The organism is Paenalcaligenes sp. DL 309 (assembly GCF_057475285.1).
In genome coordinates this window covers 106185-126849 of the sequence record NZ_JBYBKW010000001.1, presented here as the reverse complement: position 1 = coordinate 126849, position 20665 = coordinate 106185, and the positions used below count along the sequence as shown (strand labels likewise).

The window sequence follows — 20665 nt, the reverse complement described above, 5'->3', positions numbered from 1 at the left end:
TTGGACTATTATAGAGAATGAGTAGGAGCAATCTATGCAATAAGATATAATGCTCGCTTGCATCCATTAGCCTTTTGGCGTTATTTACCTTGGAATCCTATGACGACAAAGCTTGTAATTCATGGCGTAACATCTTCTGGCCAACGTTTTCGACCCAGCGATTGGGCAGAGCGTCTTGCGGGAGTCATGGCTCAATTTAGGCCAGAAGGCTCAAAAGGTGGCCATGCCACATATTCACCCTACGTGGTACCGCGCTTAATCAATGACGTGCGTTGTGTGGTGGTAGATGTGAGGCTTAGAGAGTTAGAGCCCTTAGCGTGGAGCTTTGTATGTGGTTTTGCAAAAGATAATGATTTACAAACTACAGGGGTAGAGGTGGAGTAATTTAAATACAAAAAAGGTGCTTATGTTTAAGCACCTTTTTTGAACTAGGCCAATTAAACCTAGTTACTTTAGGAGGCCATTGCCTTAATAGCTGCGGCTAGACGGCTTTTATGACGAGCCGCTTTGTTTTTATGAATGATGTTTTTATCAGCAACGCGGTCAATCATGCTGGACGCTTTGCTGAAAACCTCATTAGCAGCGGCCTGATCACCGGCTTCTATTGCCGCACGTACACGCTTAATGGAAGTACGCATCATGGAGCGCATGCTGGCGTTGTGTTTGTTGCGCGCATCTGCTTGGCGAGCGCGTTTACGAGCTTGTGCTGTATTAGCCATATTTATATCAAGTAAATTAAGTAAAAGGTTTAATTGGCAAAGACTGTAATTGTATATTAGGGGCGATGACTTGTAAAGTCACGCAGTCTAAAGCCAAATAAAATAAGCATAAATCCGTAGCTCAGTGCGCATATACCTACTACTGCTAATAGATATAAAGCGCGTAACCACGGAGCGTAAGCCAGTGCTATCCAATCAATGTAATGATTGGCCACCAGCAAAAGAGAGGTCATTACGGCAAGCGCGGGGATTAACCTTAGTATAAACCGTAACCAACCTGATTGGGGCCTATAAATGTGGCGTTTATGCAATAAATATAATAAACAGAGTGCATTAATACTGGCCCCTAAACCTATAGACAGCGCCAAGCCAGTATGCGCTAGGCGCGGCACTAAAATCAAATTTAAAAGTTGCGTTAATACTAACACTACAATGGCAATGCGTACGGGTGTTTTGATATCTTGGCGTGCATAAAAAGCAGGTGCTAAAATTTTAATCGCTAATAAAGCCAATATGCCTACGGAATATGCCATCACCGCGGTTTGAGTTTGTGTTACGTCTTCGGCGGTAAAGGCGCCATAATTAAAAAGCGTGGCCACTAAACCATCACTAAGCAGTGCTAAACCGATAGCTGCAGGCACACCGAACATCACCACTAGGCGTAAGCCCCAGTCTAATAAGGCTTCATAATCATTGACGTCAGCCTTGGCGTAGGCTGCAGATAGCTTAGGTAATAGTACCGTACCTAGAGCAACACCTAAAAGAGCCGTAGGAAATTCCATCAATCTATCTGCAAAAGATAGCCACGTCACACTACCAGACTGTAACCAAGTGGCTATATTTGTATTGATCAATAAAGAAATTTGGGCGACTGAAACCCCTAAAATAGCGGGTAACATTTGCTTTATTACGCGTTTAACGTAAGGATCACTCCATGCTTGAAAGACGCGCCATGAAAAACGTGGCCTAAGCCCTAAGCGGCTTAACGCTAACCATTGCACTGTTAGTTGTGCAATACCACCTATCATCACCCCCACAGCTAGCGCATAAATAGGGGGGTCAAAATAGGGTGCGGCAAATACACTGGCTAAAATCATGGCAAGATTTAGCAAAATAGGAGTAAAGGCCGGTACTGCAAAGCGACTCCATGTGTTTAATATGCCAGAAGCCAGTGCTACCAAAGACATACATACAATATAAGGAAACATGAGGCGCGTCATCCAGACCGCGGCTTCAAATTCCGTTTGTTTATTGGCAGCCGTCATACCGCTAGCCATAGCGCTCACTACCCAAGGTGCGCCTAATATGCCCAGTGTTGTTACTAGCATTAGTACGCTAGTAAGCGTTAGGGCCACCCGGTCTAATAACTGCCTTACTTCAGGCTCGGTGCCGTTACTACGTACTTCTCCTAAAATGGGAATAAAAGCTTGAGAGAAAGCGCCTTCAGCAAATAGACGTCGTAATAGATTAGGAATTCTAAAGGCCACCCAAAACGCATCACTCAGAGGGCCAGCACCAAAGCTGCGCGCAATTAAAATATCGCGTATCAATCCCGTGATGCGCGATATTAAAGTGAGGCCGCTAATTAATGCAGCTGAGCGTAATAAACCCATAGTATTACTTTGGTGCCATGCGAATGGAGCCGTCTAAACGTATCGTTTCGCCATTAAGCATTTCGTTATCAATAATACTAAATACTAGCTTAGCGTAATCTTCTGGACGGCCTAAGCGGGAAGGGAAAGGAATGCTTGCTGCTAAGGAGTCTTGTACCTCTTGGGGCATACCAAAAATCATAGGAGTACCAAAAATTCCGGGGGCAATGGTAACGCAACGAATACCCGTGCGAGATAAATCACGTGCTATGGGCAGTGTCATGCCAGCTACAGCAGCTTTAGAGGCCGCATAAGCTGCTTGGCCAATTTGGCCATCAAACGCTGCCACCGAGGCGGTATTTATAATAACACCACGTTCAGTCGTGGGTTCAGGCTCGTTTTTGCTCATGGCAAAGGCGGCTAAACGACACATATTAAAGGTCCCGATTAAGTTGATATCGACGACTTTCTTAAATAGGTCTAAATCGTGGGGGGCTTCACGGCCTACCGTACGAGCAGCTGGTGCTACGCCCGCACAGTTGACTAAACCAAAAAGTGGGCCTAGTTCTAAGGCGGTATTCACCACTTTTTGGCCGTCTTCAGCGCTGGTTACATCGCAGTGCACATAGGTTTGGCCTAATTCATTGGCTAAGACTTTACCGGCTTCATCTTGGAGGTCAGCAATAACCACTTTAGCCCCCTTTTCTGCTAGCATTTTAACCGTGCCAGCACCTAACCCAGATGCGCCACCTGTAACAATAAATACTTTGTCTTGAATAATCATCAGATCTGCTTTCCCCAAAGTAATGCAATGAGTAATGAAAATCCGGCTTAATGCCGGATTTAAAAAAGGTTTAGGACTGCAGAGCTTTTAAAATACGCGCACGTATTTCTTCTACCGTACCCACACCTTGAATTTTAAAGTATTTAGGTGCGTTTTCATCACCTGACTTAGCCCAAGATGAATAGTAGTCAACCAATGGACGGGTTTGCTCTTGATATACATTTAAGCGATGACGTACGGTTTCTTCTTTATCGTCTTCGCGTTGTACCAAATCCTCACCCGTGACATCGTCTTTACCTTCCACTTTGGGTGGGTTAAAAGTCACGTGGTACGAGCGACCGCTGGCAGGGTGCATGCGACGACCACTCATGCGATTAATGATGTCTTCGGCAGGTACATCAATTTCAATAACGTAATCTAGAGCTACATTGGCTTCTTTGAGCGCATCCGCTTGGGGGATAGTGCGTGGGAAACCATCAAATAAATAGCCGGTTTCACAGTCGGGCTCTTTGAGGCGATCCTGCACTAAGCCAATGATTAAGTCGTCTGACACCAGACTACCTGCATCCATCACTTTCTTAGCCTCAATGCCTAGAGGCGTTTGGGCTTTAACTGCGGCACGCAACATATCACCCGTGGCGATTTGTGGAATATTAAATTCTTGGGTAATGAAGGCCGCTTGTGTGCCTTTTCCTGCTCCTGGGGGGCCTAGTAAAATTAGACGCATATGTCCTCCTGTGGGTGTATTTAGCTACTAATGAACGTAGTTAATAAAAAATAAGCAAACTTTCTTTATAACCGATTTTGAAAAATTTCGCGCACCTTATTCAAATCAGCTACGGTATCTACACCGGGTGCAGGTGCGGATGGACTGATATAAACACTGATGCTATAGCCATTTTCTAAAGCACGTAACTGCTCTAAGGATTCATGGATTTCTAAAGGACCACGGGGCAAATTAGGGAATTGGCGCAAAAAACATGCTCTGTACGCATAGATGCCAATATGTTGTAAAGCATTTAAGTCTGAGGCCATGGTATGAGGGTTTTGCTGCATAGCATCTCTTGACCAAGGGATAGGGGCTCTAGAAAAGTACAGTGCTTGGCCACTTAGACCACATACTACTTTTACACTATTTGGATTAAAAAAATCGGCATCATGCTGATAAGGGGTGGCTACGGTGGCAATGGCTGCGTTCGGATTTTGCTGCAACTGATTAGCAACAGCGTCAATAATCTCAGGCCTGATTAAAGGCTCATCGCCTTGAATATTGACTACGATTTCACCTTCGTCTAAGCCTAGTAGCTCAATGGCTTCTGCTAAACGATCAGTGCCAGTGGGGTGTTCGGCTTTGGTGAGTAGGTAGGGTATATCATAAGCGTGTACGGCATCTGCCACTTGTGGGCTATCAGTAGCGATATAAACGGCACGGGCACCGGATTTTTTAACTTGCTCAGCGGTACGCACAATCATGGGTTTACCCATAATGTCTGCTAAGGGTTTATTAGGCAAACGTGTAGAGGCCAAGCGTGCTGGAATAATGGCAACAAAAGCCATTTTAGCTATCTTCAAGGTTGATAGGAGTGGCTTCGCTTTCTAGCATGATTGGAATACCATCACGAATAGGAAAGGCGATTTTATCTATTTTGCAAATCAGCTGGTTTTTCTCAGTTTGGCGTACTAGTTTACTTTTACATAAGGGGCATACCAAAACTTCTAGTAGGTGTAATTCCATGGTTATTTATCCCTATTTTGATTTTTAATCTCGTGAAGGTGTTGTAAGCGTTGATGCAATTCATAAAGCCAAGTAGACGGCGAAAACTGCGGCTCCACATGTACCACCCAAATACGAGAGTCTGTGATTGATTGATATTTTACGGCATCTTTTGCTGTTATGAGCAATAAAGGTGCTTTTAACTGACTAAAGGATGACTCAGCTAACTGGCTGTGATCAGCGAGGGTTATTTGCTGTTGCAAAGAGATGCCGAATTGTTCCAGCATATTGAAAAAGCGGCTTGGCTGCCCTATAGCGGCCAAGGCGATACAATCTTGATTTTGATGTACCTCCGTTAACCAACGTTCTGCGGTAAGCCGTTGACCGCTACTTAGCTGTTCAAAGTAGGTAGGCAGCAGCTGCATGGTCACACAGCGTGATGCTCTTGCTGGGGTAGGAGTATAGGGCAAATCTTGTTGTGCAGACAACTGGGTAATAAGCCAATCGGCTTGTTGTAGTTTAGTTGGATGCTCACGCAAAGGGCCAGCAGGTAGAAGTAAGCCATTCGCTATGCCACGGCCATCTTGTACAATAATCTCTATATCTCTGGGCAAAGCTTGATGTTGGAGCCCGTCGTCGGCAATGATGACGTCAATTTCAGGGTGAGATTGACATAATGCGTCTAGGGCTAAGGTTCGTTTGGGGTGTACAGCTATGGGTACACCGCTTTGTTGTGCCAAAAGGGTAGGCTCATCACCGAATTGAGACGCATCGAGTTGACCTTGGCCTATACGGGCTGCGCCCTCAATCTGTACACCATAGCCTCGGCTAATAATACCTGGTTGCCAGCCTTTTTCTTTAAGAAAATGACATATAGCTAATACCACCGGGGTTTTACCTGCACCCCCAACAATAATATTACCCACCACAATAATGGGAGGGGGGGCAAAATGGAGTGTAGCACGAGGCTGCTGGGCTTTTCTTTTTATATAAATAGCAACCAAGGCGCTAAAAGGGCGTAACAGTACACTGAATAAGCCACGCTTATGCCATTGACGATGCAGCCAGTGTTCGAGTTGGGCGCGACGACTCATTGTTGCGTGGCAAAGCTAATTTTGCCAAATTTGGCGTTACGAGCAGATTCCAGAGCGTGTACTACGGCCGCATGGCGCGCATTGGCATCAGCATAAATTAAAAGTGATTCTTTGTTTTGTAAAGCGTCTAGGGCATCTGCCACGCTGCTTTCGGCCTCACTTAAATACCGTCCATTAAGCACGTACTGACCATCTTGACTAATAGCAAGCACTTGACTGTCTTGCGCTAGATTTTGCTCACCCGCGCTCGGAAGTTGAACGGGTATTTCTTGTAGACGACTAAAAGTGGTAGTAGCTGTTATAAAGATGAGTACCACCAATAAAATATCAATGAGGGGAATGAAATCGACGGCGATTTCATCTTTATTATGGCGTTTAGCGCGGAAGTTCATGCGTTTGCTCTATAAATCGATTTAGTTTACTGGCCTCTACTTCTAGACGGTGTAGAAGAAAATCACTACGAGAACGGTAATAACGATGGGCAATTAAAGCAGGTACCGCAATAATAATACCAAAACCTGTATTGTACAGCGCCATGGAAATACCATTAGCTAAGAGGGACGGATCGCTGCCTTGAGGACTGTAAGAGGCAAATATTTCAATCATACCCACAACGGTGCCAAATAAACCTAACAACGGGGCAATAACGGCTACCGTGCCCAAGGCGGGTAAGTAACGCGTGAGCTGAAAATACACTATGGAGCCCGCCTCTTCAGTGGCTTGGCGGCGTAAGAGGTCTGGTTGTTCGCGCACAGCTAAGAGACTAGCGTAAATTAGGCCTAAAGCACAGCTTTGTTGTAAGCGTTGTAATTGCTGGTTGTCTATAAGCTCTGCTTTAGCAAGTTCAAACGCCTGCTCACGAGCACTGGGGCTAAGAATGTGATTACTGCGTAAACTTAAGCCACGCTCTATAATAAGCGCTAAACCAATAACTGAGCACAGTAATAAAAACCATATAGGCCAGCCAGCCGCTTGAATAATACTCAGCACGTGTATCCCCTTAATTTTCTCTATATATTTTTAATGTAATGAATTCTTCGCACAGTTTAACGGTTAGTCAGTTAAATCGCCATGTGGCTCAACTATTAGAACAGCAATTAGGCCGTATTTGGGTAGAGGGTGAAATTTCAAACTTTACACAAGCGGTCTCTGGTCATTGGTATTTTACAATTAAAGACGAGCGTGCAGCGGTTAAAGCGGTGATGTTTCGTGGGCGTGTCGCGCGGGTGGGCTTTGTGCCTAAAGTGGGTGAAAAGTACCGTTTTTATGCCACGGTAACTATGTATGAGCCACGTGGGGATTTTCAGCTACAAGTTGAAGGCATGGAGCGCGCTGGTGTGGGCGATTTACACGCTGAGTTTGAGCGCCTTAAAAACGCATTGGCCGCCGAAGGGTTATTTGATGTTACAGATAAATTGCCTGTGCCGGCTATGCCGCGCCGTATAGCAGTCATTACCTCTTTGGCCGCGGCCGCGCTACGAGATGTGCTTAGCACCATGAGTCGTCGCGCTCCGCATGTGGAGGTGTATGTGTACCCCGCTGCGGTACAAGGGGCAGAAGCCGCTGAACAGCTGTGTCAAGCCTTAGGTCAAGCGATAGCCGATGCGAAAGTGCAAACGATATTGTTAGTGCGAGGCGGAGGCAGCTTAGAAGATTTATGGAGCTTTAATGATGAGCGTTTAGCGCGGTTAATAAAAGCCAGCCCCATTCCCATTATTAGCGGCGTAGGGCATGAAACCGATTTTAGTATTGCGGACTTTGTGGCTGATGTACGAGCTCCCACGCCTACGGCTGCTGCTGAGCTTTGTTGTACTAGCCATGCGCAAAGTAACGCCGAGCTCCTGGGGGTATTAAGGCGTTTACAGCAAAGTCAGGCTAGAATTATAGAGCGCTCTAGTTTGCGCTTAGACCGAATTACAGCGCGTTTGATATCGCCGCAGCAGCGTCTGCAGCAAAAGCAGCAACAGCTTCAGCACGCGTGGCATCGTTTACAGCGCTGTACTCCCAAGGTCTGGGAGTCTAAGCAAAGAGTTAGCGAGCTGCAACAGCGTTTGTTACAATCTACACAGACCACTTTGCGCCAAAAGCGGCATACTTTACATGTAGCGCAACAAACATTAAGCGCCTTCAACCCTGAAGCAGTGCTTGACAGAGGTTATGCCATTGTGCGTGATGAATCAGGTAATATTATTAAGAGTTCATTAGCGCTTAACGTTAATGAGTCGTTACAAATACAGTTGGCACAAGGCCATCTGCTTGTTAAGCTAAAACAAAAGCATGATTTATTATAATCATTGGCTTTAACCTTTCATATTAACTATTAATAAGGAATTAAATATGGCTTTTACACTTCCAGAACTTCCCTATGCACTAGACGCTTTAGCACCGCATATTTCCAAAGAAACCCTAGAGTATCACTACGGTAAACACCACCAAACTTACGTTACCAACCTCAATAACCTAATCGAAGGCACTGATATGGCCAACGATAGCTTAGAAGAGATTGTAAAAAAATCATCTGGTGGCGTATTTAATAACGCAGCTCAAGTTTGGAACCATACGTTTTACTGGAATAGCTTGTCTCCAAACGGTGGCGGTGAGCCAGAAGGTGCTCTTTTAGACGCCATTAATGCCAAATGGGGTAGCTTTGATAACTTCAAAGCTGAGTTCAATAAAGCGGCAGCGGGTAACTTTGGTTCAAGCTGGACGTGGCTAGTGAAAAAAGCAGACGGCACGGTAGATATTGTGAACACAAGTAATGCCGCCACACCATTGACCACAGAAGACAAAGCGCTTTTAACCTGTGATCTTTGGGAGCATGCTTACTACATTGATTGCCGTAACTCTCGCCCGCAGTATCTAGAAAACTTCTGGAAACTCGCAAACTGGGATTTTGCTGCTAAAAATTTTGCTGAATAAAAGTTAAAGTTTAAGCAAAGCTGCACTGGTTTGTAGCAACTCATAAACAGGCCTCATTGTGTGTAATAGCAATGAGGCCTGTTTGCATAAATAAAAAGAGAAAGCGGTTTTAGATTTTGCTATTAAGGTAAATGCTGCACCACATCACCCGCATAAATATCGTGCTTCGCAAACCAGCCTTGCTCCATCTCTAAGGCGTATTTAACCGGACGCAGAGGGCATACAGAAGCCGTGCTAAAAGGTTGCATGGCTTCAATATTGGTAATGATGCCTTCGTCGGTAATAAAAGCAATACTTAGAGGCAGTGGGGTGTTTTTCATCCAAAAGCACGCTGGCATGGAATAATCAAATACAAATAGCATACCGCTATTTGGAGCCAAAGACTGCCTATACATCAACCCCTGAGCTCTTGTGGAGTCTGTGTCTGCCACTTCAGCGTGTAGCAGGTTTTTATTTATTTGTAGGGTTACGGTGGGTAGCTGTGGTTGTGCTTGCGCCTGCGCTTTTACGCTTATGAGCAATAGTAGAGAACATAGAAAGTAAAAAACAGGGCGTAAAAGCCCTGTGAAAAACGAATGCATATTATTTTTAAATTTTGGGCGTCAGAGGAAGTTTATTCTGCTGCTGTAATGTTTAACGCCTGCTGGCCTTTAGGCCCTTGTGCTACCTCAAAAAAAATTTTTTGACCTTCTTTGAGAGTTTTAAAACCATTCATGTTGATGGAGGAAAAATGGGCGAATAGATCTTCACCACCACTATCGGGGGTAACAAAGCCAAAGCCTTTGGCATCGTTAAACCATTTTACGGTGCCGGAGATTTTTTCACTGCTTAGACTGCTGATACTGGTATCTGACATGCTTACTGCCTCTAGACGGATAAAAATTACTAATAACGGGAGCGCAAGGCCACCGTATGTAATCCTAGCATGGCACATAAATGGTAGTATGCCTATATATGCCTTGCGGATGCCTTTTATAATGCTAAAGAATCACCTATCACGTCAACTATGGAAATTACCTAGTTTAACTATCAACCTATAAGCAGTATGAGTACTAATACCACCATTGATAAAGAAAAGTTGCTTGATAAGCAGCTGAGTAAAACCGCACCTCCACCCTTGTATCAGGTTATTATGTTAAATGATGACTTCACCACTATGGATTTTGTTATAGAGGTGTTAATGGGTATATTTAAAAAGTCTGCTGATGAGGCGGAGCGCATTATGCTTACAATTCATTACCAGGGGCGTGGGCTGTGTGGCGTGTATCCTAAAGATATAGCGGCCACTCGCATTCAGCAGGTGCATCAGCTCGCCCAGCTTGAAGAGCACCCATTAAAATGTATTATGGAGCAAGCCCCTTAACTTAATTGAGCGGCATGTCTTATACTATGATTATAAAATTACTTTTACCGTGAAGGAGGATACATGATCTCCGAAGAATTAGAAGTTAGTTTGCACATGGCCTTTGTTGAGGCACGTGCTGCGCGCCATGAATTTATCACGGTAGAACACTTATTGCTGTCTTTACTAGATAATGCGGCAGCAGTAGATGTACTTCGTGCTTGTGCTGCCAATATTCCAGATTTACGCCAGCACTTACGGCAGTTTATTGCTGAAAATACGCCCGTTGTAGAGGGGCAGGAAGAGGTAGATACACAACCTACTTTAGGTTTTCAGCGAGTTATTCAACGCGCTATTATGCATGTATCATCTAGCTCTACCACCAAAACTGAAGTAAATGGAGCCCATGTGTTGGTTGCTATGTATGGAGAGAAAGACTCACATGCTATTTACTATTTGCACCAGCAAGGCGTAACGCGTTTAGATATTGTGAATTACTTATCGCACGGGGTGGCAAAAGACAGCACTTATAGTGCTCGCGTACAAAAGCCTAATGAATCCGAGCCCGTGCAGCCTACCGCACAGGCGCAGGCACTGGGGGCACAAGAGCAAAAATCACCCTTAGACCTTTACACAAACAACCTTAATCAACAGGCAAAGCAAGGGCGTATAGATCCTTTAATTGGCCGCGATAAAGAGATTGAACGCGTGATACAGGTCTTATGCAGAAGGCGTAAAAATAATCCTTTATTAGTGGGTGAAGCCGGAGTAGGTAAAACAGCGATAGCTGAAGGCTTGGCTTTACGCATTACCAAAGATGAAGTTCCCGAAGTACTTAAGGGAATGCAAGTGTATGCGCTAGATATGGGGGCGTTACTAGCCGGTACTAAATACCGTGGCGATTTTGAGCAACGTTTAAAAGCCGTACTCAAAGAGCTAAATAAAGATCCTAAAGCCGTCTTGTTTATTGATGAAATACATACCATTATTGGTGCAGGTTCGGCTTCGGGTGGGGCTTTAGATGCTTCAAATCTACTAAAACCTGCTTTGTCTTCTGGCCAATTGAAATGTATGGGAGCGACTACCTACACAGAATTCAGGGGTATTTTTGAAAAAGATCATGCTCTGTCACGTCGTTTCCAAAAGGTAGATGTAATTGAGCCTACAGTACAAGAAACGGTGCAGATTTTACGTGGATTAAAGCCTTACTTTGAAGAGCATCATGGCGTCCGTTATACCCAAACGGCCTTAACAGCCGCCGCCGAACTATCAGCACGTCATATAAACGATCGCTTTTTGCCTGATAAAGCTATTGATGTGATTGATGAGGCAGGGGCGGCTCAGCGTTTATTACCTGTATCTAAACAGAAAAAAACCATAGGCAAAACCGATATTCAAGCCATCGTTGCACAGATAGCGCGCATACCGCCTCAAAATGTATCCACCGATGATCGCAATAAGCTAGCCACCTTAGACCGCGATTTAAATACCGTGGTATTTGGTCAAAATAAAGCCATTGAAGCTTTAGCATCGGCAATTAAAATGACTCGTTCTGGCTTAGGGCGCCCTGATAAACCCATTGGTTCTTTCTTGTTTTCTGGTCCTACAGGCGTAGGTAAAACCGAAGTGGCCAGGCAGTTAGCTTTTGTGCTGGGTGTGGAATTACTGCGTTTTGATATGTCGGAATACATGGAGCGTCATGCGGTTTCACGTTTAATTGGTGCGCCACCGGGTTATGTAGGCTTTGATCAAGGCGGGCTCTTAACTGAGGCTGTTACTAAGCAGCCGCATTGTGTGTTGCTCTTAGACGAGATCGAAAAAGCGCACCCTGATGTCTATAATATCTTGCTGCAAGTCATGGATCATGGAACGTTGACAGATAACAACGGCCGTAAAGCGGATTTCCGCAATGTGATTATTATCATGACCACAAACGCTGGCGCTGAGGCCTTAAGTAAAAACGTGATTGGTTTCTCTAATAAGCGTGAAGCGGGTGATGAAATGGAAGCCATCAAGCGTATGTTCACACCGGAGTTCCGTAATCGCTTAGATGCCATTATCCCGTTTGAGCCTTTATCTAAAGAGGTTATTTTACGCGTAGTAGATAAATTCCTCTTACAGTTAGAGCAGCAGCTACAAGAAAAACGGGTTGATATTAGCTTTAGCGATGCCTTGCGTGATTACTTGGCGCTTAATGGTTTTGATCCTGCTATGGGGGCTAGACCTATGCATAGACTGATTCAAGACACCATTCGTCGCGCTTTGGCTGATGAACTGTTATTTGGACGCTTAACAAACGGGGGTGCAGTGACAGTAGATATTGATACTGCAGAAGATAAGGTGGTGCTATTATTTGATGATAATGGTTCAGATAATGGCGAGACTAAACAGCCTGCGCCTAACCACCCTCAAGCCGAGTTGATTGATTAGTAGTAATTACTCATTAATTGCTACCTGTACTCCCAAAACCTCCGATGCCGCGCTTTGACGCGGCATCGAAGTCTTCTACCACATGAAAACTAGGTTGCATCACCGGTACAATCACCATTTGAGCAATACGTTCCATGGGTTCAATTAAAAAATCTGTGCTGCCTCTATTCCACATAGATACCATCAAGGGTCCTTGGTAATCAGAGTCAATTAAGCCCACTAAATTACCCAACACAATGCCATGTTTATGGCCTAATCCTGATCTAGGTAATATCATAGCGGCATAGCCGGCGTCTGCAATATGCACCGCCATACCGGTAGGAATTAGTTGAGTTTCCCCGGGTTTTAAAGTGAGGGCTGTATCTATACAAGCGCGTAGATCTAAGCCAGCAGACCCAGGGGTAGCGTATTCGGGCAGTTGTTTAATGCGATCGTCTAAAAACTTAATGGCAATACTTTTCATAAAATTATAAATAATTATCTATATTTGTGTAGCAATATGGGCGATTAATTGTTGGGCGGCATCGGTCTTGGTCTGTGTTGGCCATTGATCATAGCCACTTTCATTAAAGATCATAAGTTGCGTGTCGTCCGCGTCCATAGCGTCTTGGGCTAAATTACCCACTAATAAGGGCACCCCTTTGCGTAGACGTTTAGCTTGGGCGTTTTCTACAAGCTTTTCTGTTTCGGCAGCAAAGCCCACACAAAAAGGTCTTTGTTCTGTAGGCATGGTCGCCACACTGGCTAGGATATCGGGGTTAGGCGCAAACTCCAATTGTGGTGCACTTTGATCTTTGTCTTTTTTCATTTTTTGATCACTGGCATTTTTCACATACCAGTCTGCCACCGCCGCCACACTAATAAAAATATCATGATGCGGAGCTAAACCCATGACGGCGGCATGCATATCGCGAGCACTACCCACGGATTGTTTTTTCACACCGTAGGGGGTGTCTAGCCGTACGGGTCCAGACACCAAATGCACTTCAGCGCCTGCATTAAAAGCCGCTTGAGCAATAGCGTAGCCCATTTTTCCGGAAGAACGATTAGTGATGGTACGCACCGGGTCTATAGGCTCAGAGGTGGGGCCGGCCGTAATGAGTACTCGTTTACCCGCTAATACCTTAGGTTGAAAAAAAGCGATGGTTTCTGCTAATAGCTCTAAAGGCTCTAGCATACGGCCGTCACCAATTTCCCCACAAGCTTGATCGCCAGCTCCCGGGCCAATAATATGCACGCCATCAGCACGTAATTGGGCGATGTTGCGTTGAGTAGCGGGGTGTGCCCACATTTCTCTATTCATAGCAGGGGCAATAATCAGCGGGCAATTACCGCGCGCTACACAAAGCGTAGTCAGTAAATCGTCGGCTAAACCGGCTACTAAGCGTGCAATAAAATTGGTACTTGCTGGAGCGATAATAATGGCATCAGCTGCACGACTAAGGTGTATGTGCGCCATATTATCGGGGCTGCTGTTGTCCCATAAGTCGGTATGTACCTGCCTACCAGAAAGTGCTTTGAAGGTGATGGGGGTAATAAATTGCTGGGCACCCGTTGTCATCACCACATCAAATTCCGCGCCCATGTCTTGAGCGCGCCGTAAATATTCGGCACTTTTATAACAGGCTATCCCACCTGTGAGCCCTAAGATTAAGCGTTTATTTTTTAAGGGTTTTGGCATGTCTGTTTTTTCTGATACGTATAAATTCATCTAAAATTAAGAGAATGGCTCCACAAGTAATAGCAATGTCTGCCACATTAAATGCGGGAAAATACCAATCGCGCCAATAGAAAAGTAAAAAATCAATCACATGACTATGCCAAATTCTATCTATTACATTGCCTATAGCACCCCCTAAAATTAAGCTTAAAGAGGCGCAGAAAAGCGTTTGTTGTGAGTTTTTGCGCAGCATATACACAATAAGTGTGGTGGCTACCATAGCAACTAGCGTAAAAAACCATCGTTGCCACCCCGCGCCATCGGCTAAAAAGCTAAAGGCAGCCCCTGGGTTATAGAGCAAGGTGAAATCAAAAAACGGCAATACAGACCACCGCTCAGCGTAGAGCAAGGTGTTTTCCATGTATTGTTTAGTGACTTGATCTACCAACACAATAACTGCAGCAATCAATAACCAGCCCCAAAAACCACCTTTAAGGTTGGTTTTTGAGACTGACGCTAAATCGGAGGGTTTAGGCGTGCGCACGGAGTTCGCCAATCCCATCTAAGTTTGTCACACAACGTCCACATAGAGTAGGGTGCGTTTCACTTGCGCCTACATCCGCGCTATGATGCCAGCAGCGATCACATTTATCTGCTGTGGTGGGAATCACTTCTATGAGTAACTCATCGCCGTTGTGTAGGGTAGCTCTAGACACTAAAAACACAAAGCGTAAATCATCTCCTAACTGAGCTAGTAGGGCGTAGTCTTCCCCTTTAGCATAAATATCCACCTCAGCCGCTAACGAAGAGCCCACTTTACCGGCACTACGCAAGGTTTCTATTTGACGCATTACCTCAGCGCGTATTTCACGTATGCGCTCCCATTGTGCGATTAAAGAGGCATTTTCAGTCGCTAAGGGTAACTCGTGGAACTGCTCAGTAAAAATGGTGAGTGGCGCTTCTTTGCCTATGTGTAAATCTTGCCATGCTTCTTCGGCGGTAAAGGACAAAATAGGCGCCATCAGTTTAATCAACGCATGACTGATGTGGTAGAGCGCGGTTTGCGCCGAACGACGTGCATGACTATTAGGCTGCGTGGTGTAGAGGCGGTCTTTTAAAATATCTAAATAAAATGCACCTAATTCTTCAGAACAGAAGGTTTGTAAACGCGAAACAATAGGATGGAACTCATAGCGCTCGTAATTTTTTAGCGCCTGAGTTTGCATGGTATGTGTCATACCTAAGGCATATTTGTCTATATCTAAGAGACGGTTAACGGCAATGCCGTTTTTCTCAATATCAAAATCAGCAATATTACCTAAGAGGAATTTCAACGTATTACGAATACGTCTGTAGCCTTCTACTACACGTTTGAGAATTTCATCAGAAATGGTGAGCTCACCCGAGTAATCGGTGGAAGCCGTCCAAAGACGTAGAATCTCTGCGCCCAGCTTATCAGCAATTTCTTGCGGTAGCATCACATTACCCACTGATTTACTCATTTTACGCCCTTTGCCATCTACAACAAAACCGTGTGTTAGGAGGGCTTTATAAGGCGCGCGGCCATACATCATGCACCCAGTGAGTAAGGAGGAGTGGAACCAGCCGCGGTGCTGGTCTGAGCCCTCTAGGTACAAGTCTGCAGGCCAACTGAGCTGTTGGGAGTGGGAGCCTTTGATTTGTGGGTCATCATGGCCACCCAATACTGTAGCGTGTGTGGTGCCTGAGTCAAACCAGACGTCTAAGGTATCTTTGTTTTTTTCGTATTGATCGGCTTCATCACCTAAAAAGTCTACCGGCTCTATATTTTGCCACGCTTCTAAGCCTTCCACTTCGATGCGTTGGGCTATTAATTCAATCAGCTCAGGGGTGCGTGGGTGCAACTCACCTGTTTCTTTGTGTACAAAAAAAGCCATCGGTACCCCCCACTGACGCTGACGTGATAGAGTCCAATCGGGACGATTAGCAATCATGGCGTGTAGACGAGCTTTACCCCATGACGGATAAAAGTCAGTGTCCTCAATCGCCTCTAGAGCCATTTCACGTAAAGGTTTTCCGGTACTGTTTTCAATATCCATACCTGCAAACCATTGGCTAGTAGCGCGATAGATAACGGGTGATTTATGACGCCAGCAGTGCATATAGCTATGCTGATGATTTTCAGTTTTTATTAAGGTGCCCGCTGTTTCTAAAGCCTCGACTATGAGCGGGTTAGCTTTAAAGATAAATTGACCGCCAAATAACGGTAATGATGAAGCATATACCCCATTTGCCATTACCGGACTGATCATCTCATCGTCTTTTAAACCATGATTTTTACAGGAGATAAAATCCTCTACCCCATAAGCGGGAGCGGAGTGCACAATACCGGTACCTGAGTCTAAAGTGACGTAATCCGCTAAATAAATAGGGGAAAGGCGGTTGTAACCTTCATCGGCTTTAGCTAAGGGATGGTGGAAAGAGAGTAACTCTAAGTTTTCCCCCAAGGTAGTGGCAATGATTTCACCTTGTAGATTCCATTCTTCTAAGCTTTGTTCTACTAAATCTTTGGCAATAATCAACATTGAGCCTGTAGCACGTGCTTTTTCTAAGCGCACTAGCGCATATTCAGACTCTGGGTGTACGTTTAGGGCTTGGTTAGCGGGTATGGTCCAAGGCGTGGTGGTCCAGATGACGGCGGCACCGTCTTCTACGCTGTCTAAGCCAAAGGCCTTAGCCACTTTTGCTTTATCAGCAAAAGGAAAGGCCACATGGATGGAAGGGTCTGTGCGGTCAGCGTACTCCACTTCTGCTTCTGCTAACGCAGATCTACAGTCAAAACACCAGTTCACTGGCTTTAAACCGCGAAACACAAAGCCTTTTTCTAAAATACGGCCTAATACACGTAGTTCATCGGCTTCGTTGCTGTAATTCATAGTGAGGTAAGGGTTATCCCACTCAGCTAAAACACCTAAACGAATGAAGTCCTGACGTTGGCTATCCACTTGTTCTGCGGCATAGGCACGGGCTTTGGCCTGTACTTCTTTAACTGGCAGGTTTTTGCCGTAAAGTTTCTCAATCTGTACTTCAATGGGCATACCATGACAGTCCCAGCCTGGTACATACTGAGCATCAAAACCCGCCATATTACGGCTTTTAACAATAATGTCTTTGAGTACTTTATTAACCGCGTGGCCTATATGTATGCTGCCATTGGCGTAAGGGGGGCCATCGTGTAGCACAAATTTAGGCCGCCCTTGACTGGCCGTACGTATAGCAGCGTAGAGATCTTTCTCTTGCCACTCACGTACCCAATTGGGCTCACGTTTGGGTAGGTTCCCACGCATGGGAAAAGGGGAGTCGGGGAGGTTTAAAGTGTTTTTATAATCCATGGGAAGCAAAATACTCACGAGCGCTGCGTGCATCGTTATCGATGGCAGTCATCATTGTTTGAAGATCAGGAAATTTTTCTTCGTTTCGTACAAATTGTAGAAACTCAACATTTACTAGTTTACCGTAAGCATCTAGGCTGCGGTCTAATATATGCACTTCTAATAATAGCTTGCCGGCATCTACTACGGTAGGGCGTACCCCTAAACTTGCTATACCGGCTAAAGGTTCATTAGCTAAGCCATGTACTAAGACGATATAAACGCCCGACATGGCCGCACAGTGCAGCGGTACCGGTACATTTAATGTAGGGTAGCCAATAGTACGCCCTAGTTTTTGACCATGTATAACATGACCACTGATGGCGTAAGGGCGACCTAATAGTTCGCTGGCTAGTTGTAAGTTACCACGAGCTAGAGCTGTACGTATATCGGAACTGGAGATGCGTTGTCCTGTAGTGTCGGGAATATCAGCGATGGTTTCAACTTTGAAGCCATAAGTGGCACCGGCTTGACGCAAAAGATCAATGTTACCTTGACGCTGGTGGCCAAATTTAAAATCCTCACCCACAAGCAACCATTTAGTATTGAGCCCTTTGACCAGTAATTTGTCTATAAAAGTCTGAGCGTTTAATGTGGCAAATTCCGCATTAAAGCGTTGCATTACAATTTGCTTGGCGCCATGCGCAGCCAGCGTTTGTAATTTATCTCTTAGGGTATTGATGGGGGCGGGGTACAATTCAGGGCGTTTGGCTTTATCGGCAAAAAAAGCACGTGGATGCGGATTGAAGGTCATGACGGTAGGTAAAAGGTCTTGCCGTTGCGCCTCATCACGCAAACGGTGCAGTATTGTCTGATGACCACGGTGTACCCCGTCAAAATTGCCGATGGTTACAGCACTTGGCGCGTTAGTATCATAACGCGGCAGGTGACGATAAATAGTAAATGTAGGTTTCACAGGCAAAATTAACAAAATATGGTTGAAAGCGTTGGAGTAAAACGAATGGGTTTAAATAAAAAATGCCGCTTAGTTATCCTAATCTCAGGGCGCGGCTCAAATATGCAATCTATAGTAGAAACAATAAAAAATAAACAGCTAAATGCGGAAGTAGTAGCTGTTATTGCTAATAAAGTAGACGCTAAAGGCATACAATGGGCTCAGGAGCAAGGCATAAATACAGAGGTGCTTGAGCACAAGCAGTTTACAGATCGTACAAGTTTTGATGCACGGCTGGCTCAGCTTGTGCAACAATACCAACCTGATTACGTATTACTGGCTGGGTTCATGCGCATTTTAACGCCGGAATTTGTACAGCAGTTCACTGGTCGCCTTATTAATATTCACCCCTCATTACTCCCCTTATTTCCAGGGCTTAATACTCATCAAAGCGCTATAGATGCTGAATTACAGTGGCACGGGTGCACAGTACATTTCGTGACACCTGTGGTTGATAATGGCCCTATTATCGCCCAAGGTATAGTCCCTGTATACCATGATGATGATGCGCACAGCTTAGCCACACGATTATTAACCATAGAACACCGAGTGTATAATCAAGTGGTGGAGTGGTTAGTAGCAGATCAAGTGCGTCTGTTAGAAAGCGGGCGCGTCCAGGTACAAGGAGTACCGCATCGCGCCTTTGTCGCTTAGTCACTTTTATTTTTTACAATTTCTTTATATATGTCTACCAAACGTCCAGCGCATAAAAAAAATCGCTCAAAGCGCAAACACACAGCTAGTAGTAATAACACTACTACGCCCACTTCCTTGTTTTCACGTCGAATTAATCAAGTAGCGGAGGTGTTGGGTCAAATTATGCAATGGCAATACCCGGCAGATTCCGTACTTTCTCAGTGGATGCGTAAGCAAAAAAACATGGGCGGTCGTGACAGAGCGGAAACCACTAATGCGGTTTTTGATGTGTTACGTCATTTACGTAAGTACCGATACTTGGCAGAAAGTGGCGTGGGTTCGGGGTCGCGGCGTTTAGCAATTCTGGGTTTATTAAACACCTGGGATAAAAATATACGACCCGCGTTAGACGAAGGCGAGCAAGCGTGGCTAGATCACGTGCAAAATCTTGATCAGTTAGAAATGCCATTCGCTCAGCGTTATAGTTTGCCCGATTGGTTAGCTGAGCAAATACAACAAATGCCTGATGCAGAGCAGCTAGCTCAAGCCTTAAATACCGAAGCACCGTTGGATTTACGCGTCAATTCTTTTAAAGCGGATCGTGATCAAATACTTGCCGAATTAAAAGAAGAACGGGAGACGGCTCGCTTTAAGCCGGAAGCCACCCCTTACTCACCATGGGGCATTCGTTTACTGGGTAGACCTTACATTGTTAATTGGCCACAGTTTGAAAAAGGTCAAATTGAAATCCAAGATGAAGGCAGCCAGTTGTTAGCCGCTCTAGTGGCACCTAAGCGTGGTGAAATGATTATTGATTTCTGTGCCGGAGCGGGTGGGAAAACCTTGTTAATAGGTGCTTTAATGCGCTCTACGGGCCGTTTGTATGCCTTTGATACTTCAGCGGCACGCCTTGCTAGAGCCAAACCGCGTTTTGCACGCAGTGGGTTATCTAATGTGGTTTCTGTAGTGATTAACGAAGAAAATGACACCCGTGTTAAACGTTTGCAAGGCAAAGCACAACGTGTATTGGTTGATGCACCGTGTACCGGTACTGGTACCTTACGTAGAAACCCGGATTTAAAGTGGCGACAGCACCCAGAAACCATTGATTATTATGTGGGTATACAACGTGACATTTTGCAACGGGCTGCGAAATGTGTCGCGCCCGGCGGCCGTTTGGTTTATGCTACTTGTAGTATGTTGCCTACAGAGAATCAAAATCAAATCACTTGGTTTTTAGAGCAGCATCCCCATTTTGAGCTTATGGATATTAATCCTATAATAGCCACACGTAGTCCTACATTATCCATGTCAGGGCCCTTTTTAGAACTCCGCCCAGATTATCATCATACCGATGGTTTCTTTGCGGCCGTACTGCAACGTAAAACCGAGGCCATTTGATATGGCGCA

The 20665-nt window shown here is 45.1% G+C and carries 23 protein-coding genes; 7 read left to right on the top strand and 16 right to left on the bottom strand.

The window, feature by feature from the left end:
- The first annotated feature begins 99 nt into the window (after positions 1-99).
- Entirely contained in the window at positions 100-384 is a 285-nt protein-coding gene (locus tag AC2UZJ_RS00585) for a DUF3579 domain-containing protein (protein WP_486948177.1), read from the top strand.
- A gap of 68 nt (positions 385-452) precedes the next feature.
- On the opposite strand, the gene rpsT is transcribed toward AC2UZJ_RS00585, so the two are convergent.
- From rpsT to AC2UZJ_RS00540, 9 genes are all read right to left on the bottom strand, one after another.
- Complete coding sequence (gene rpsT / locus AC2UZJ_RS00580; protein ID WP_486948176.1) at positions 453-719, bottom strand: 30S ribosomal protein S20; 267 nt, start codon at positions 717-719, stop codon at positions 453-455.
- A gap of 56 nt (positions 720-775) precedes the next feature.
- Positions 776-2332: a murein biosynthesis integral membrane protein MurJ gene (gene murJ, locus AC2UZJ_RS00575; protein WP_486948175.1), complete on the bottom strand. Its 1557-nt coding sequence runs from the start codon at positions 2330-2332 to the stop codon at positions 776-778.
- A gap of 4 nt (positions 2333-2336) precedes the next feature.
- Positions 2337-3095 carry a 3-hydroxyacyl-CoA dehydrogenase gene (locus AC2UZJ_RS00570; protein WP_486948174.1) on the bottom strand — a complete coding sequence of 253 codons (759 nt, stop codon included), beginning with the start codon at positions 3093-3095 and terminating at the stop codon, positions 2337-2339.
- A 70-nt stretch (positions 3096-3165) separates the two neighbouring features.
- Positions 3166-3822, bottom strand: coding sequence for an adenylate kinase (gene adk / locus AC2UZJ_RS00565; protein ID WP_486948173.1), 657 nt, complete (start codon positions 3820-3822; stop codon positions 3166-3168).
- A gap of 65 nt (positions 3823-3887) precedes the next feature.
- On the bottom strand, positions 3888-4652 hold the full coding sequence (kdsB, locus tag AC2UZJ_RS00560; protein ID WP_486948172.1) for a 3-deoxy-manno-octulosonate cytidylyltransferase: 765 nt from the start codon (positions 4650-4652) through the stop codon (positions 3888-3890).
- Position 4653: 1 nt separating this feature from the next.
- On the bottom strand, positions 4654-4830 hold the full coding sequence (locus AC2UZJ_RS00555) for a Trm112 family protein (RefSeq protein ID WP_486948171.1): 177 nt from the start codon (positions 4828-4830) through the stop codon (positions 4654-4656).
- Between the two features lie 2 nt (positions 4831-4832).
- On the bottom strand, positions 4833-5903 hold the full coding sequence (lpxK, locus tag AC2UZJ_RS00550) for a tetraacyldisaccharide 4'-kinase (protein WP_486948170.1): 1071 nt from the start codon (positions 5901-5903) through the stop codon (positions 4833-4835).
- Positions 5900-6295, bottom strand: coding sequence for an ExbD/TolR family protein (locus tag AC2UZJ_RS00545; protein ID WP_486948169.1), 396 nt, complete (start codon positions 6293-6295; stop codon positions 5900-5902). Before AC2UZJ_RS00545 ends, lpxK begins: the two co-directional genes overlap by 4 nt.
- Positions 6279-6893 (bottom strand): MotA/TolQ/ExbB proton channel family protein, encoded by a 615-nt coding sequence (locus AC2UZJ_RS00540; protein ID WP_486948168.1) that lies wholly within the window; start codon positions 6891-6893, stop codon positions 6279-6281. The genes AC2UZJ_RS00545 and AC2UZJ_RS00540 overlap by 17 nt, the downstream gene beginning before the upstream one ends.
- 38 nt (positions 6894-6931) lie before the next feature.
- Here AC2UZJ_RS00540 and xseA point away from each other — a divergent pair, with 38 nt between their 5' ends.
- Positions 6932-8194 carry an exodeoxyribonuclease VII large subunit gene (xseA, locus tag AC2UZJ_RS00535; RefSeq protein WP_486948167.1) on the top strand — a complete coding sequence of 421 codons (1263 nt, stop codon included), beginning with the start codon at positions 6932-6934 and terminating at the stop codon, positions 8192-8194.
- Positions 8195-8240: 46 nt separating this feature from the next.
- On the top strand, positions 8241-8822 hold the full coding sequence (gene sodB / locus AC2UZJ_RS00530; RefSeq protein ID WP_486948166.1) for a superoxide dismutase [Fe]: 582 nt from the start codon (positions 8241-8243) through the stop codon (positions 8820-8822).
- Positions 8823-8944: 122 nt separating this feature from the next.
- On the opposite strand, the gene AC2UZJ_RS00525 is transcribed toward sodB, so the two are convergent.
- Both AC2UZJ_RS00525 and AC2UZJ_RS00520 read right to left on the bottom strand, forming a co-directional pair.
- Positions 8945-9343, bottom strand: coding sequence for a DUF192 domain-containing protein (locus AC2UZJ_RS00525; RefSeq protein WP_486948165.1), 399 nt, complete (start codon positions 9341-9343; stop codon positions 8945-8947).
- A 92-nt stretch (positions 9344-9435) separates the two neighbouring features.
- A complete protein-coding gene (locus tag AC2UZJ_RS00520) occupies positions 9436-9678 on the bottom strand; it encodes a cold-shock protein (protein ID WP_486948164.1) in 243 nt (80 codons plus the stop codon).
- A gap of 189 nt (positions 9679-9867) precedes the next feature.
- Between AC2UZJ_RS00520 and clpS the strand changes: the two genes are divergently transcribed.
- Together clpS and clpA are read left to right on the top strand one after the other, a co-directional pair.
- On the top strand, positions 9868-10185 hold the full coding sequence (gene clpS / locus AC2UZJ_RS00515; protein WP_486948163.1) for an ATP-dependent Clp protease adapter ClpS: 318 nt from the start codon (positions 9868-9870) through the stop codon (positions 10183-10185).
- Positions 10186-10248: 63 nt separating this feature from the next.
- Positions 10249-12594 carry an ATP-dependent Clp protease ATP-binding subunit ClpA gene (gene clpA, locus AC2UZJ_RS00510; RefSeq protein ID WP_486948162.1) on the top strand — a complete coding sequence of 782 codons (2346 nt, stop codon included), beginning with the start codon at positions 10249-10251 and terminating at the stop codon, positions 12592-12594.
- A gap of 13 nt (positions 12595-12607) precedes the next feature.
- Here clpA and dut read toward each other — a convergent pair whose 3' ends face one another.
- Genes dut through AC2UZJ_RS00485 form a run of 5 tightly spaced genes read right to left on the bottom strand, consistent with a single transcriptional unit; the run spans position 12608 to position 18580 of the window.
- Positions 12608-13057 carry a dUTP diphosphatase gene (dut, locus tag AC2UZJ_RS00505; protein WP_486948161.1) on the bottom strand — a complete coding sequence of 150 codons (450 nt, stop codon included), beginning with the start codon at positions 13055-13057 and terminating at the stop codon, positions 12608-12610.
- Between the two features lie 18 nt (positions 13058-13075).
- Positions 13076-14275 (bottom strand): bifunctional phosphopantothenoylcysteine decarboxylase/phosphopantothenate--cysteine ligase CoaBC, encoded by a 1200-nt coding sequence (coaBC, locus tag AC2UZJ_RS00500; protein ID WP_486948160.1) that lies wholly within the window; start codon positions 14273-14275, stop codon positions 13076-13078.
- On the bottom strand, positions 14253-14810 hold the full coding sequence (gene lspA / locus AC2UZJ_RS00495) for a signal peptidase II (protein ID WP_486948159.1): 558 nt from the start codon (positions 14808-14810) through the stop codon (positions 14253-14255). Before lspA ends, coaBC begins: the two co-directional genes overlap by 23 nt.
- The gene (gene ileS, locus AC2UZJ_RS00490) at positions 14785-17625 is read right to left on the bottom strand and encodes an isoleucine--tRNA ligase (RefSeq protein ID WP_486948573.1); all 2841 of its coding nucleotides are present in this window, start codon (positions 17623-17625) and stop codon (positions 14785-14787) included. Before ileS ends, lspA begins: the two co-directional genes overlap by 26 nt.
- Positions 17615-18580: a bifunctional riboflavin kinase/FAD synthetase gene (locus tag AC2UZJ_RS00485; RefSeq protein WP_486948158.1), complete on the bottom strand. Its 966-nt coding sequence runs from the start codon at positions 18578-18580 to the stop codon at positions 17615-17617. The genes ileS and AC2UZJ_RS00485 overlap by 11 nt, the downstream gene beginning before the upstream one ends.
- Before the next feature lie 45 nt (positions 18581-18625).
- Between AC2UZJ_RS00485 and purN the strand changes: the two genes are divergently transcribed.
- Both purN and AC2UZJ_RS00475 read left to right on the top strand, forming a co-directional pair.
- The gene (purN, locus tag AC2UZJ_RS00480) at positions 18626-19273 is read left to right on the top strand and encodes a phosphoribosylglycinamide formyltransferase (protein WP_486948157.1); all 648 of its coding nucleotides are present in this window, start codon (positions 18626-18628) and stop codon (positions 19271-19273) included.
- A 150-nt stretch (positions 19274-19423) separates the two neighbouring features.
- Positions 19424-20656, top strand: coding sequence for an RsmB/NOP family class I SAM-dependent RNA methyltransferase (locus AC2UZJ_RS00475; RefSeq protein WP_486948572.1), 1233 nt, complete (start codon positions 19424-19426; stop codon positions 20654-20656).
- Positions 20657-20665 lie beyond the last annotated feature (9 nt).

What these genes read in the sequence shown, in the direction of transcription:
- AC2UZJ_RS00585 (WP_486948177.1), top strand. Translation starts at nt 100, where the DNA reads ATGACGACAAAGCTTGTAATTCATGGCGTAACATCTTCTGGCCAACGT.
- rpsT (WP_486948176.1), bottom strand. Translation starts at nt 719, where the DNA reads ATGGCTAATACAGCACAAGCTCGTAAACGCGCTCGCCAAGCAGATGCG.
- murJ (WP_486948175.1), bottom strand. Translation starts at nt 2,332, where the DNA reads ATGGGTTTATTACGCTCAGCTGCATTAATTAGCGGCCTCACTTTAATA.
- AC2UZJ_RS00570 (WP_486948174.1), bottom strand. Translation starts at nt 3,095, where the DNA reads ATGATTATTCAAGACAAAGTATTTATTGTTACAGGTGGCGCATCTGGG.
- adk (WP_486948173.1), bottom strand. Translation starts at nt 3,822, where the DNA reads ATGCGTCTAATTTTACTAGGCCCCCCAGGAGCAGGAAAAGGCACACAA.
- kdsB (WP_486948172.1), bottom strand. Translation starts at nt 4,652, where the DNA reads ATGGCTTTTGTTGCCATTATTCCAGCACGCTTGGCCTCTACACGTTTG.
- AC2UZJ_RS00555 (WP_486948171.1), bottom strand. Translation starts at nt 4,830, where the DNA reads ATGGAATTACACCTACTAGAAGTTTTGGTATGCCCCTTATGTAAAAGT.
- lpxK (WP_486948170.1), bottom strand. Translation starts at nt 5,903, where the DNA reads ATGAGTCGTCGCGCCCAACTCGAACACTGGCTGCATCGTCAATGGCAT.
- AC2UZJ_RS00545 (WP_486948169.1), bottom strand. Translation starts at nt 6,295, where the DNA reads ATGAACTTCCGCGCTAAACGCCATAATAAAGATGAAATCGCCGTCGAT.
- xseA (WP_486948167.1), top strand. Translation starts at nt 6,932, where the DNA reads ATGAATTCTTCGCACAGTTTAACGGTTAGTCAGTTAAATCGCCATGTG.
- sodB (WP_486948166.1), top strand. Translation starts at nt 8,241, where the DNA reads ATGGCTTTTACACTTCCAGAACTTCCCTATGCACTAGACGCTTTAGCA.
- AC2UZJ_RS00520 (WP_486948164.1), bottom strand. Translation starts at nt 9,678, where the DNA reads ATGTCAGATACCAGTATCAGCAGTCTAAGCAGTGAAAAAATCTCCGGC.
- clpS (WP_486948163.1), top strand. Translation starts at nt 9,868, where the DNA reads ATGAGTACTAATACCACCATTGATAAAGAAAAGTTGCTTGATAAGCAG.
- clpA (WP_486948162.1), top strand. Translation starts at nt 10,249, where the DNA reads ATGATCTCCGAAGAATTAGAAGTTAGTTTGCACATGGCCTTTGTTGAG.
- dut (WP_486948161.1), bottom strand. Translation starts at nt 13,057, where the DNA reads ATGAAAAGTATTGCCATTAAGTTTTTAGACGATCGCATTAAACAACTG.
- coaBC (WP_486948160.1), bottom strand. Translation starts at nt 14,275, where the DNA reads ATGCCAAAACCCTTAAAAAATAAACGCTTAATCTTAGGGCTCACAGGT.
- ileS (WP_486948573.1), bottom strand. Translation starts at nt 17,625, where the DNA reads ATGGATTATAAAAACACTTTAAACCTCCCCGACTCCCCTTTTCCCATG.
- purN (WP_486948157.1), top strand. Translation starts at nt 18,626, where the DNA reads ATGGGTTTAAATAAAAAATGCCGCTTAGTTATCCTAATCTCAGGGCGC.